The following is a 12,817-nucleotide window of genomic DNA, read 5'->3' as shown; positions in this document are numbered from 1 at the left end:
GAAAGAGTCCTCCAATCTTACACCAAATCTACCCGGCAAATAGATTCCTGGTTCAACAGTTACGCATGAATCGATTGGTAAAGGCTCTTCTTTATTGAAACGAGGCATCTCGTGTACCAGAACTCCCAGTCCATGTCCTAATGAGTGAATAAATTGCTTTCCGTAACCGGCGTCACTAATAACCTCTCTAGCTTTCTTTTCAAAGGAAGCAGCAGAAACACGTTTCGAAAAAAGAGCAGTAGCGGCACTTTTCGCTTCTAAAACTATTCTCCATACATTCAAAAAATCTTCATCTAAAGGCTCACCAAATGAAAATGTACGAGTCATATCAGAACAGAAACCGTCTAACTTCACACCAAAATCCATGAGAACGACATCTCCCTCACGCAGACGCCTTACACCAGATTCTCTGTGTGGTGAACTGCCATTTTCACCGAACAAGACCATAACATCGAATGAAGGCTTTGCCGAGGGCTCTTGTTCCATCCAAAACGTTATCATTTTTGACGCAACTTGCTCTTCTGTAACTCCAGGTCTCAAGTATTGAATAGCGTACCAAAACCCAGCACAAGCAAGATCTGATGCACGACGCAGAAGTTTCATTTCATGGCCACTTTTTTGTATTCGAAACGAATCACACAACGATTCGTCAGCTTCCCATTGAATTGGAATGCCATCTAAAGCTTTCTTCCATTTTGAAACTTGGTTGTATGGAGTCGTTGCCTCAAATCCAATGCGAATAGTGGAGCCCTTAGCCTGGTCAACAAGCCAGCTTTTAATTTGTTCATAATTTACGAATGTGTTGTCAGGAAAATCCAAAATTGCAGTCGGATATCCCATCGAGTTCACGAAAGCTATCCAATCTGAACGACTGAACCAAAATTCATCATGCAAAGAAGGTTTCCCTTGAAAAAATGCAAGAACATCCTTCCTTGTAACAATGAAAATATCGTAAGGAGTCCCAGACAGGAATGAAAGAAACTTACAAAAGGAAGACATATACTATTACTATCTCACAAATCGTAACGACGAAAAAACTTTGAAGGCGACCAACTAGCAAAACAAAGCAATAATTCCTTCCACTCATTAATACATAGGAACAATTTGTCTATAGTTTCTCTCATTATGTGAGAGTGTAGGCGTATTCTTTTTCTAGAAGGCAGATGCTTAGTTAAGAAAGACCATGATAGATAATCAGCTGAAGGATTCTTTGCAAGCTCTCCTAAAAACTCTTCTGCATCCTCCCTACTCCATGAGCAAGGAATTTCATGAATTGCAAACTCACATGGTCCAGAACGAACAAATGCTATCCCAAGTCCAGTCAAGTTCGTTAATATTTCCTCTACAAGATCGATGGAAGTAAAAACGAATGAGCGTTCAATTGGAATAGATAAAATTTGCGAACTTGAATCATTTATGTGGCAACCTCTTTGCCCCAATAGGAAAAGAGCCTGTAAACAATCAACTAGGACCCACTCATCATCGTTAAAAAGATTAGGAAAAGCCTCTCTACAAACATTTGCGTCTAGTAACGCATATGTTTTTAATGGAGCCAAAAATGCTCTTGACCAATCTAAATTATCAGGATCTTCTTTCTGCTTTGTTGAAGGACAAAAAGGCAGTTCTTCATGATGAAAAGACTGAGACTCTTCCTCGTCAACTGTCTTTTTTTCTAAGAAATTCCAGACAGGGGGCTTCAATTCTTCTCTTTCCGAGTTGATCCGTGTATTAGCAATTTCTTTTTGTATTTCTATATGATCCTGCCCTAAAGAGAATCTATTTACGATTGCATCTTGAACAAATCTCATTACAGATTTTTCATCCTGAAAACGAACTTCTCTCTTCCTTGGATGAACGTTTACATCAACTAAGCGTCCGTCCATATTCAAAAAAAGTATACATCCGGCTACACGTCCTTGTGGAAGTAAATAGTTATATGCTTCAGAAATAGATTTGCTCAAAATAGGACTAAAAACAGACCTATTATTCAAGAAAAAATATTGAGAAGTGCGATAAGAGAATGAGAAATCGGGACGTGTAAGCCAGCCAAATAATTTTCCGATTGGACTCTCTGCCTCAAATCGAATAAGAGAAAGAGCAAATTCCTTACCTAATAACCTGTCAATTCGATCAATGTACGCGTCACAATTATCAAAAGAAGTGGCCGGAAGATCGAAAACTATTTCCCCATCTTTAATGAGGGAAAACTGACATTCCGGATGAGCTAATGCAAGTTCAGAAAAAACGCGTAAGATAATCGTATTTGTCCGTCGCACAGATTTTTGAAATCGTTTTCTAGCAGGCACATTATAAAATAAATTTCGAACTGATATAGTTGTACCTCTGTCTCTTGAAAAAGCTGAATGAGAGACAACCTTGCCCCCTTCCACCTCTATCTTCGTTGTTTGATGTCCATCACTAGAAGCTAAATCTAAATAAGAGACAGCTGAAATAGCAGCAAGTGCTTCTCCTCTAAATCCAAAACTCAAAATTGTGTCGAGGTCTTTAACGCAGCTAAGCTTAGAAGTCGCGTGTCTCTGAATACATAAAAATGCTTCTTCTTCTGATAACCCTATCCCGTCATCTGTTACGCGAACAAGGTCAAATCCTCCACCACAAATTTCCAAATGAATTGACTGAGATCGTGCGTCTAAACTGTTTTCAATTAACTCCTTTACAACGCAAGCGGGCGATTCAACAACTTCACCTGCAGCTATGCACATAGCAACTTCTTCACGAAGAATCTTTATCTTCACGAAATCAACCTCCACCAAAATGCAATAAAGAATTGTAACATGCCTCATCAATGTTCATGTTTTTCTTTGCATTTTTCGTTCATATATTCTTCCATTAAAATGGGCCTGTCTTGATGGAGAAGCAATGGAATATCCACTTAAACTCAACTCTAGTGAAACGGAAGTAGAGCCATACTTAATGGCTGTTCAAATTGTAAAACAATTAAGTCAGCATGGTCACACAACATATATGGCAGGAGGTTGTGTTCGTGATTGGCTACTTGGAAGGAATCCGGAAGACATTGATTTGGCAACTTCAGCTCCTGCTGAACTTGTCTGTTCTTTGTTCGAAAAGACTGTTCGAACTGGAATGCAGTTCGAATCCGTAAGAGTTATTGAACAAGGGCATTCAATTGAAGTTTCTTCATTTCGTAGTGATGGTCTTTACCTAGACGGAAGAAGACCTACATCTATACGACCAGCTTCTGCATGTGAGGATGCCCAAAGAAGAGATTTCACAATAAACGGCCTTTTTTACTGCCCTCTTAGCCAAACTGTGTTTGACTACGTAAATGGATCAGATGATCTGAAAAAAAGAATCCTAAGAACTATTGGAGACCCTCTCATAAGATTCAATGAAGACCGTCTAAGATTGATTCGAGCTATTCGTTTAGCTTGCAAATTACAATTCAAAATTGGAGACGAAACATATCAAGCTATCACAAAACTATCACATACTGTCCAATCGGTTTCTAAAGAACGCATCCACGATGAGCTTACTAAAATTTGTTCACAGCCTCTAGCAGAGGAAGCCTTTTCATTGCTTGTTCAAACTCAATTATTAGAAAAAATTTTTCAAGGTTGCGTCGATCCCCCTATTAAATTCGATCTCGCAGAAGCAAAAAGCCCATTTTCCTTTTGGCCTATATGTTGGAAAATTCTTAGCAAAGAAACAGGCATTCTTACATCAGATATGATTCAAAAAAGCGCTGAAAACCTTTGTTTATCTAAGTATGAAAAACAGGCTCTTGCGTTTGCAGGTCGCTTTGGACAAGCCTTAAAAAAGGATCCGGATCTTTCACAAATATCTACATGGTGTAGATTAGTTGCGTCGCCCTTTTATGAAGAGCTGAAAATCTTCCTTCAAAAGGAACAAGTCGAAATATTAAATAAAATCGCTATTTCTAAAGAGATATTCATAAAAAAACTGCAAACTTGCAGATATTTAATTTCCGGAGAGTCTCTACAGAAACTGGGAATCCAAGGACCCTTAATTGGTGAATTATTGGAAAAGGCCACAGACTTAGCAATCGAAGAGAATTACCTAGAGGAAGATAAAATCCTCAATCTTCTACACAAAAAAGGATGGATAAACAACTTTATATGCTAGCCGATAGACAAATCGGTCCCATAAGAAATGAAAATATGTTAATATATAGTAAATATTTACTCTCTCCTTTCTCTAGGGTGGAACTTACCATTACCCAAATGCCTGATGACACCAGTTGCCGCTCCTTTTAGATATGCATCTCGAATATTTCGTCGTTTTGCGTGCGAATTTTTTCCTGAAATTTTGTCCCCTGTTGGTTATGCCTGCCTTTCAATTTGGCTATTGCACCAGATTGCTAAAGAATCACATGCATCAATAGATATTCTTAGATCGAGGTTTTCTTTTTTAGGCAATGCCCTGAACAAGATCAGCCCTTACGAACAAGAGATTCAAAGAATTGCCCTTTTGGGGATTGCTTGTTTGCTTATGACAGCAATCAGCATTCCCTTTATTGCAAATCATATCCTTCTAAAGGCAATGATTATCTTTTTTTCTATCATATTTTTTCTAATTGCACTTTTATTTCATGAATTGGAAGAAGAAGATCCCAAGACCAAAAAAGATGCAATTTCTTTACCGCATCTATACGATTGGGATAATTTTTGGCCGGATTGGAGTTGGCCATCAACAAGCCAATGGAAAACAAGACGTTTCTTAGATGAAGATACAGTCGACCATTTTGTAGCTAATTCCACATCAGAACGATATAAACATATGACCTCTGATGAAAGAGAAAATATGATGCGCGAATGTATGCATAACTTCTTCTCTCAGGAACAAAAGAAGAGGCCCTACTACTCGATACTGGAAAGAGGCAATCGCAAGCGTGAAAAAACTAATTTTAAAATGAAAGTGTGCACTAAAGAAAGTGTCGACCCTGTTCAAAAACATGCCCAATTGCCCTCCACCCCATTAGATGAGGGATTCATTCAAGCCAGAGGTGAAATCGTTAGATTGCTTCTTAAGAAAAAAAAGAAACCTTCTATTCCTACTCCAGAGCAAGAACTTGCTATTAAAGAACTGCTTGAAAAGGTTGATGTGCCGAGAGAGTCAAAGGTTTCAATTTTACGAATACCACGCCCAAAATCAAAAAAAACAATACAAGTGGAAATGCATCAAGCTGTCTCTGATGACATGTCTCAACCGACAAGATCAAGATCTGAAAGACCAGGCACGCCAAGAAGAGGCCAAGGGCCTTCGATTTCAGAAGAAGAATTTAATCAAATGGGAATCGAAGAAATTGAAGAGCCAACTGATGAAAATGAAACACAAAGATTATCTCAAAGCGATTATATGTCCGATGAATTATTCAAAGAATTATTCAATATCTCAGATGATGAAGACTAACCTATCTTGAATCTAATTCTTATCTTCCACTCGTAACAAGTTATTTATTCCCTATCACTATAATTTTTTTATCCTATGACCATTCCAAACCCACTCTCTTTCATTAGAAGATTTACATCGAAAAGCCCTTCTGGAGAACCTGCTTCTTCTCCAGTGCCTTCCAAACCCGTAGATCCAAAAACTGTTCAAAATAGAGAAGAGGTAGTGGCTCCTGGCGGACCGGGAGAAGTTTCTGCACAAGTGAACCCTGCTGAACTATTCCAACATCTGGAAAAACAGCACCAGACACTTTTGACAGATTTTACAGTAACAAGTGAACAAATTTTAGAAAAATTCCAACACACACATGCTCAAGCTTTAGAAAGCATATTTACACGAAATCCTTCAAGTGCCTCATATCTTTATTCTCAACATCAAAATGCACTAAGAAGAGTCCATGAGCAACAAATAGAAGCGATGAAACAACTTAAAGGCGCTCACTCTGAATTCATGAGAAAATTACAAACTGAATACGACTCAGTTCCAAAGTAATTTTAATATCTACCTTCCAAATAGTTAAAAGCCACATTTGTGGCTTTTTTTGTTGTTTATATTTTTCAAAAGAAATCGCATTTACATTGTTATGATGGGCAATTTGCTTAAGCATATTTAAACAAAGAAAAAACAGTTCCTAAACTGAGACTGAGTATAAATGTCGGAACACAATTCCAGCCCTAATCTAATTCGTCCCAATAATCAGGCGGTGGTGTACTTGGAGGAGAGCCATTCTGTGAATCTACGGTTGTAAGATCATCATAATGAGGAGGGAGTTCTCTAGCCACAAATTCAGCTATAATATCTGCATAAGCAGGGAGGGAATTCTGATCCACATCTCTAACAGGTTGAATTGCTGACGGATCTGTATTAGGCATCTCAGAATCTGAAGAGATAATTGAGTGCAAAGAAATGTTGTCGCCATCTGCGCTTGGAAAGAAGTAACGGTATCCTGCTCCAAAAATCAAAATAATAATAAAATAAGCAATCGCAATTATAGACTGCAAATATCCACCAGGATCCCTATTAGGCAAATACATACAGGCCATAAGAACAAACAAAGTAGCGAAAAAAATAATTACAGCAACGACCTTTAGAAATAATGAAGATAAACGACTAGAACGATAAAATAGCACTGATGCACAAATCAGAGAAAAAGATATTGACATTCCAAAAAACGCCCAATCTGAGTGACTCACACCATTATGACCAGGCAAAATCTGAGAAATACTGGCAGATGCCAATACTAAGTGTGTAATAATGCAAATGCCAAAGAATACCAATTCTAAAACTTTCCTAACTCTTGGGCAAATACCTCGATTTGATCGTGAAATTCTGTCGAAAGGACGATTAGGAGGGGGGCCTCCACCTCCAGGGGGCGGAGGAGGTGCGGCAAAAGAAAGAGATATAGACATTGAGAGGAAGTGAGGCGAATAGCAAGGAGAGGAAGAGAGACTTTATTTGAAGAATAAGATCGTACAATCTGTATAAACAAGAAAAAGAGACTATCTAGTCTTTACAAACTATTTATATCAAAAAAAACTTTAACAATCTCGATGAAAAAGAACATCGTGTATCCATCTACTTGGAACGCACAAGTTGCCGTTACTATTAACACGATCTCCCATTTGAGATGCTTTCTTTTCCAACAAATAGGCCCGTATACATGTCATCAATAGATTTGCAATACGTTCAGCTAATTTCACAAATATCAATATAACTGCTTCTAGTTAGCCAGTTTAGTATCACCACAAAGCGGCTTTATGCGAACGGAAAGCCCTACTTAAATCAAGTAAAATTTATAATTCATCTAATGGATGCGTCAACAGTGCATGCCTTCCGTAGGGCATCATCGGGCGCACTATTTCTAGACTATCTGGTCGGCTTTCTTCGTTAGACCAGTTCTATGCCTTCTTATACCCTCACAAACATCGAACCAATGACTTCACCACCATCTTCTCCTACTGGACAACGACGATCTGGTAATAGTAGCCCTCCACCTAGTCCAAGAACAACACGAACTAGAGCATCTACATCTTCTGCCTCAATGGAAGAAATAGCAGAGCCTTCCACTTCTTCTGCATTACAGAGGTCTAGAGATACTGCTATTTCAATAACCCAGACTAATGAAACTAGGGCCAGATCTTCAATAGCTTCTGAGTCTTCTATAGTTTCTTTTGTCAGAGAAACATTTCAATTCCGCTCCCAAAGGCAATCACAGGTAGGTAGAATTCGTCGTGCTAGAATAGCCAGGCCTTCAACTCCCAGTTCACAGAGGAATTGGTGGTTAAGAGCAGCACTTTGCGTTGGACTATGCATAACATGTATCTGGGCCATTGCAACGCAAATGAATTTATGTACGGGAAATGGAGCATCTGCCTCCCAAGCAACGTGTTGGTCTACTTTAGCTTCCATTATTGGCTCTGGAGCAACTGGAGCTATTGGAATGAGTGAAACTTTAAGAAGATTCCCAAGATCATGCGTGACTACTACTTTAACTATACTGTTTGGTCTTACTTTGGCCTGTGCAGCTGCTATGATCTGTTCGGTACCTGACTACGGCACAGCAGGAAATTTTGCCTTCATCATTTGCGCAGCTTTTTGCCTAGTATTACTTATATTTTTTTCCGCGAATTCCTGCAGAGAAGAAGTAGCACCTAGGTCTAGTACAGTCGAGGTTCACTATACACCACGAAGAAGGGCAAGTATTCCAGCATCATATGTTTTAGAAGTCACTGAAGATCCTTTAGCGTCCATCGCTCCACGTAACGAAAACACATCAGACCCACGAAGAAGACCATGGATAGGGCCTGGTATGACAGAATCAAATGAATTAAGTGTAGATAACGATATGTTTTGGGACAGTCACGAACATACTGAAAATAGTACAAGAAGCAACTCCTTAATCCAAGAAACTGCAATGGCATCCTCATCGATCGCTTCCGCCTCCCTCACTTCCTCTCAGGATAATGAATCAGATTCGGAAGAGGAGTTTATTCTCTAGAATTTATAATTGCATTCTCTATGTAAAAATAGAAAAATGCTTCCCGAATGAGGTGTGTTTTCACAAATGGTTAAGAACTGCAATTAATAAGTCTCAGGCACCACAAATAATTAGCAATTATTATCGATGTCCATGTTTAAATCGTTTTCACATGGAATTGTTTTATGGAAAGCATCTCCGAATTGCGTTCGGAGCGAATTACGTATCAAAATAAACTAAAATTGTAGATCCTATCTCGCCTAAAAATATCAGAACTGAAAATCAACAGGAACTGCAATGCCAATCGGAAGATTGGGGTCGGGAGATGGAACGCCTCCCTCAAGTCAAGATGATGGTCACGACAACAATTCTCCTCCGTATCGGGACGAGAACTCTCGATCAAGAGCCTCAGGAAGGCAACGATCGTTACGACGTACTCTTCTATTCAGAATCAGAAGTGTTGTTTGCATTGTGATTTGGATTCTGTTCTCACTATCTGTGCAATTTTCTCAAATGATTGTAACAGAGCGCAACTGTTTACAACCGTCAAGGTCGACAACTGTAACAACAGGACGAGAGACTATATTGCATTGCTCTACCATGCTTATGTCCTGGTTCGCACTAATAATCATGACTATGTTTAACAATGCATTAGCTGCTAGCTATGTAGGTAGAATAGGAACCATGAGAGGTGATCAAGTAGAACGATCCATGCTTTCAGTAGTAATTATTTTGTTGATCTCTTTCGCTGCCCTAGTTTTCTTTTCTTTTTCTAATGATTTGAATCTTCAAATTTTTCCTTCTCTTTTAATCGCGCTTATGTCGATATTATTCTTCATAATAGCAGTTTGTTATGCACATATTGCAGAACCTGAACCAAGCCAAACTACAACTGAACATGGGTCAACCCCATTAACTGCAATCCAAGCCCCAAGTATTCCAGGAGGGCATATTCACACCCCTGACCCTCCATCACATCGTCCTTTATTATTTTCCTCTTCTGGAACAAATTTTACTAGACCCGATCAAGAATCAGATTCAGAAAATGAGTCCTAGACAAACATAAAAGGGCACAAAAACTAGTCCTTAATACTTATTTTATCAAAGATAGCAGCAAAGAATATAAATTGGGCTTCGTTTCTATAAGGAAATTATGACCACTGGTGACATAACAGCAAGCGTAACAATCGGTCCGATGAGCTCCACAGGAGGAAGTGGGAGGAGACCTCCGGGAGGTGGTGGTGGAAGACGTGGACCAGGTGGCTGGCCTCCGCCTGGTTACTCTTTATCTGTCTCTACACCTCAAGAAGGTTGCTTCATAAGATGTTTAATGAGAATTATGTTTTTCGCAGTGCTTTTTCTTGGCCTTTTCTCAGCAGCATACAGCACGCCCAATGCAATAAGATGGTACCAAAACTGCACGCCGACCGGAAATAGTGCTCAATCATCAGATAGCCTGAGCTGTCTAGGAGGATTAATGTTATGGATTGGATTAATTTTATTCACATCACTTGACTGCTTTGTATCAGCCAACAACATCGGAAGAAGAGGTGCTACCTCTTGGACATCAAGTGGGACTTCTTTTCAGTTCATTATGTTAATGGCGTCATTGATTGTTATAACTCTTGGAATGATGTGGGGATTCGTACAAAACATAGGTTTGAGCTTAGATAACGGGTCGTTTGGTACATTTTTCTTAGCATTCCTTGCCCTCATGATACTTGTTGCCACTTCAGTCTATAGACGAATGAGACCAGGACCTCATGATGCACAAGCAAGAGTAGAATCAGCATTGCGTAACTTATCTAGACTGGTGACAAGAGGTCAGTTTACTCGATACCTAGCTGCGTTAACTGCTGCTTCAGCACAACAAGAAGGGGCCGAAACAAGAGTTCAGGTAACCGTTTCTGGAAATGGACAGCCACCACAACAAGGAACTAATGATGGCAGTGGAGAAGGCGACAATAGTGAGAGCGAAGAAGAGCTAGATTAACCACTTACTTATCCTCAAAATGGATATTTTGCAACTAGGGAACATAGAATTTCTTTTTTCTTGTTCACTTGATTACTGAACCTTTTGAATGATACTAACAAAATTGCAATGCTACAATTTCTGCTAAGACTCACTGAATGATGGTCTTAGCAGAAGTTCGACAAACAAATAGTGTTAAGTTCTGTGATCTCGCAAAGCTTTACGTAATCCATGCTCCAATCTTCCTGTTATTAATCTGTTCCAGAAATTGAAGAATTTTGTATGCAAGGCCTATGGATTCATTAGGATGCGGTCCTCCACCGCCTAACCGCCCACCAAGTAATAGAAATTCTCGATCACCATCAGAACAAAGAATTATGCGAAGAAATATCGCACTGTTAATTGGGGTTTGCCTTCTGGTACTAAGCGTGCTTGCTGCGTCTTTCGCTCCTAGTTTATCATTTTTTCAAGACACTACTTTAAGCATTACACCACTACTTCCCATCCCTTATCAAGCAGCTAGAGTTAGCATACTATCTGCATTTTCCTCATTGCTTGGTATTTTCCTCCGCTTATGTGCCTCTGAGGCACTACCTAGATGCGATGCTCTTCTTACAATTTTTTCACTCATACTTATAACTCTTTCCATCTGTTTCACAGGCACTTTCGGTATTGATATGTCTGCGGGAGGATTATCTGCATTGAATGTATCTATCTTTTGTTTAGGTATAATCACTTGCTGCTACTTGATCTTATCGTTTATTTTCCTCTCAAACCGCCCAGATGACAGCAACTAAAATTATAAATTGACCCAAGAAATACAATTAAATAAAAATGTATGTCCTCTACAGAACTGACTAGCAGTGGAAGTTCTACTCCACCTCCTGGCAGAAACGATCCCACAAATAGACACTCTCCCCCCGTTCTTTCTAATTTCTGGTTTTTAGTACTTCTCATCGTGGGCATTGCGCTTTTTATCTTCGGGCTGCTTGTAAATGCATTTGCACCTTCAATCTATTCCGTAAACAATCAAGCAAGAGTTATTACAAGTACAACATCAGTTCCATTTGTAATGGTATTACTGACTATACTTTCATGCTTCTCCATACTAATAAGTATATTTTTTGTAATTAGGGCAGCTAGAATAATCCGCACCAGAAATTTCCCTACAACATTAGTTGGAACTGCATTTATCGTCTCTTTAGTAGTGCTCATAGGCATTTTGTTACGAGACATAGATGAAGAAGCTATTTCATCTTCTGCTGTCGCAGCCCTAATCCTGGGAGTGCTAGCATGGCTTTATACAACTGTTGCAACAGGGTTAAACATGGAATGGGATGGAAGAGATGATCAACAACCGCCTACAGATCAACCGTAAACTGGAAATACAAGATAGTTCTGTGTAAAATCCATTCGTAAAACTATCAAGGAACGTATAAATGGGCATCAAGCACACTATGGCATCTAGAAAAATGGCTTAAGGCTCATGATCCTGATAATAATAGGGGTCTGCATTGCATTTTTGTCTCTTATTGCGAACGCATTTTCTCCCGCTATGTATGCTTTAGACAGTTCAACAGTTGATATGAACTTTTTGTCCTTGAGAGGCATACCACGAATGTGCTGGGCGTTAGTTTTTTCAAATTTGTGTTCTTTTTTACTTTCTTGTACTGGTATTCTTAACGTTAGATTGAGATCGCAGAGAACTATAGAATCAAGTTCTACAATACCAGCATTTGTTTGTTTAACTATATTGCTAACAGGCGCACTACTTCTGGTTTACTTGTGGTTCCATTGTATAATGCATCCTCGTGATCTAGGAAACGGAATTGTCGGTGTTGTAGCAACACTTTTGGCATTCGCCTTATCATTTTTCTTTATGATATTCATGACAGACTCAGATGACGTGGCTTTCCCAAAACGAAACCCTTCATCAAGAAGAGGTCCCGATAACGAAGGTTGGAGTAATGGCTCAAGTCTTAGCGATACAAGAATGTCTATTGAATAAACAAAACTAATAACACAGAACCGTTTTGTAAAAGCTAATCGTTAGATTATAATACCCACGTTGGATTCAATTCAAAACTGAACTCGTGTACCATGGACGCGCAATTTGGAGGTGTGTCAACACTCCTCCGCCCAGTCCGCCTCCAAATGGTGGGGACCCTAATGGCTTCTTAGCACGTGTGCGCAATCGGCTTTCTAGATTGAGCACAGACAGAATCTTGCAAATTTGCTTAGTGGTGATTTTGATTTTTGCAACTTTTATACCAGCTTTCTCAACACCCTTCATGCTCCTTAGAGGAGAAGCAGTAGTCTCTCCTTTCTCTACAGCTCCTGTTCAAAACACTGTTTTCATTCCACTTCTCTTTTGTTCTTTTCTTTGCTGCGTTTAACATCACTATGACATTATTAGT

The 12,817-nt window shown here is 39.3% G+C and carries 13 protein-coding genes; 9 read left to right on the top strand and 4 right to left on the bottom strand.

The window, feature by feature from the left end:
* Both GCCT14_RS02160 and mutL read right to left on the bottom strand, forming a co-directional pair.
* Positions 1-999 (bottom strand): M24 family metallopeptidase (locus tag GCCT14_RS02160; protein ID WP_108624043.1); only part of this gene is annotated, 999 nt, incomplete at its 3' end.
* 14 nt (positions 1,000-1,013) lie between these two features.
* A complete protein-coding gene (gene mutL / locus GCCT14_RS02155; RefSeq protein WP_192875477.1) occupies positions 1,014-2,756 on the bottom strand; it encodes a DNA mismatch repair endonuclease MutL in 1,743 nt (580 codons plus the stop codon).
* A gap of 124 nt (positions 2,757-2,880) precedes the next feature.
* On the opposite strand from mutL, the gene GCCT14_RS02150 reads away from it, so the two are divergent.
* The 3 genes from GCCT14_RS02150 (at position 2,881) to GCCT14_RS02140 (ending at position 5,943) form a co-directional block, all read left to right on the top strand.
* A complete protein-coding gene (locus tag GCCT14_RS02150; protein WP_108624041.1) occupies positions 2,881-4,125 on the top strand; it encodes a CCA tRNA nucleotidyltransferase in 1,245 nt (414 codons plus the stop codon).
* Positions 4,126-4,230: 105 nt separating this feature from the next.
* A complete protein-coding gene (locus GCCT14_RS02145) occupies positions 4,231-5,412 on the top strand; it encodes a hypothetical protein (protein ID WP_108624040.1) in 1,182 nt (393 codons plus the stop codon).
* Positions 5,413-5,487: 75 nt separating this feature from the next.
* Positions 5,488-5,943 (top strand): hypothetical protein, encoded by a 456-nt coding sequence (locus GCCT14_RS02140; protein WP_108624039.1) that lies wholly within the window; start codon positions 5,488-5,490, stop codon positions 5,941-5,943.
* Between the two features lie 182 nt (positions 5,944-6,125).
* Here the strand turns inward: GCCT14_RS02140 and GCCT14_RS02135 are convergent, their stop codons facing one another.
* A complete protein-coding gene (locus GCCT14_RS02135) occupies positions 6,126-6,860 on the bottom strand; it encodes a hypothetical protein (protein WP_108624038.1) in 735 nt (244 codons plus the stop codon).
* A 491-nt stretch (positions 6,861-7,351) separates the two neighbouring features.
* Between GCCT14_RS02135 and GCCT14_RS02130 the strand changes: the two genes are divergently transcribed.
* The 6 genes from GCCT14_RS02130 (at position 7,352) to GCCT14_RS02105 (ending at position 12,408) form a co-directional block, all read left to right on the top strand.
* Positions 7,352-8,449 carry a hypothetical protein gene (locus GCCT14_RS02130; protein ID WP_157952488.1) on the top strand — a complete coding sequence of 366 codons (1,098 nt, stop codon included), beginning with the start codon at positions 7,352-7,354 and terminating at the stop codon, positions 8,447-8,449.
* A gap of 276 nt (positions 8,450-8,725) precedes the next feature.
* Positions 8,726-9,484 carry a G-protein coupled receptor family protein gene (locus GCCT14_RS02125; RefSeq protein WP_108624036.1) on the top strand — a complete coding sequence of 253 codons (759 nt, stop codon included), beginning with the start codon at positions 8,726-8,728 and terminating at the stop codon, positions 9,482-9,484.
* Positions 9,485-9,581: 97 nt separating this feature from the next.
* Positions 9,582-10,421, top strand: coding sequence for a hypothetical protein (locus GCCT14_RS02120; protein WP_108624035.1), 840 nt, complete (start codon positions 9,582-9,584; stop codon positions 10,419-10,421).
* A 257-nt stretch (positions 10,422-10,678) separates the two neighbouring features.
* A complete protein-coding gene (locus GCCT14_RS02115) occupies positions 10,679-11,197 on the top strand; it encodes a hypothetical protein (protein ID WP_157952487.1) in 519 nt (172 codons plus the stop codon).
* A gap of 41 nt (positions 11,198-11,238) precedes the next feature.
* Entirely contained in the window at positions 11,239-11,778 is a 540-nt protein-coding gene (locus tag GCCT14_RS02110; RefSeq protein WP_157952486.1) for a hypothetical protein, read from the top strand.
* Positions 11,779-11,922: 144 nt separating this feature from the next.
* A complete protein-coding gene (locus tag GCCT14_RS02105) occupies positions 11,923-12,408 on the top strand; it encodes a hypothetical protein (protein ID WP_157952485.1) in 486 nt (161 codons plus the stop codon).
* Positions 12,409-12,474: 66 nt separating this feature from the next.
* Here GCCT14_RS02105 and GCCT14_RS02100 read toward each other — a convergent pair whose 3' ends face one another.
* The gene (locus GCCT14_RS02100; protein ID WP_108624031.1) at positions 12,475-12,693 is read right to left on the bottom strand and encodes a hypothetical protein; all 219 of its coding nucleotides are present in this window, start codon (positions 12,691-12,693) and stop codon (positions 12,475-12,477) included.
* Positions 12,694-12,817 lie beyond the last annotated feature (124 nt).

This window comes from Candidatus Similichlamydia epinepheli (assembly GCF_003056015.1).
This window is presented reverse-complemented; position numbering and strand designations above follow the sequence as displayed.

What these genes read in the sequence shown, in the direction of transcription:
- GCCT14_RS02150 (WP_108624041.1), top strand. Translation starts at nt 2,881, where the DNA reads ATGGAATATCCACTTAAACTCAACTCTAGTGAAACGGAAGTAGAGCCA.
- GCCT14_RS02145 (WP_108624040.1), top strand. Translation starts at nt 4,231, where the DNA reads ATGACACCAGTTGCCGCTCCTTTTAGATATGCATCTCGAATATTTCGT.
- GCCT14_RS02140 (WP_108624039.1), top strand. Translation starts at nt 5,488, where the DNA reads ATGACCATTCCAAACCCACTCTCTTTCATTAGAAGATTTACATCGAAA.
- GCCT14_RS02135 (WP_108624038.1), bottom strand. Translation starts at nt 6,860, where the DNA reads ATGTCTATATCTCTTTCTTTTGCCGCACCTCCTCCGCCCCCTGGAGGT.
- GCCT14_RS02130 (WP_157952488.1), top strand. Translation starts at nt 7,352, where the DNA reads ATGCCTTCTTATACCCTCACAAACATCGAACCAATGACTTCACCACCA.
- GCCT14_RS02125 (WP_108624036.1), top strand. Translation starts at nt 8,726, where the DNA reads ATGCCAATCGGAAGATTGGGGTCGGGAGATGGAACGCCTCCCTCAAGT.
- GCCT14_RS02120 (WP_108624035.1), top strand. Translation starts at nt 9,582, where the DNA reads ATGACCACTGGTGACATAACAGCAAGCGTAACAATCGGTCCGATGAGC.
- GCCT14_RS02110 (WP_157952486.1), top strand. Translation starts at nt 11,239, where the DNA reads ATGTCCTCTACAGAACTGACTAGCAGTGGAAGTTCTACTCCACCTCCT.
- GCCT14_RS02100 (WP_108624031.1), bottom strand. Translation starts at nt 12,693, where the DNA reads ATGAAGGGTGTTGAGAAAGCTGGTATAAAAGTTGCAAAAATCAAAATC.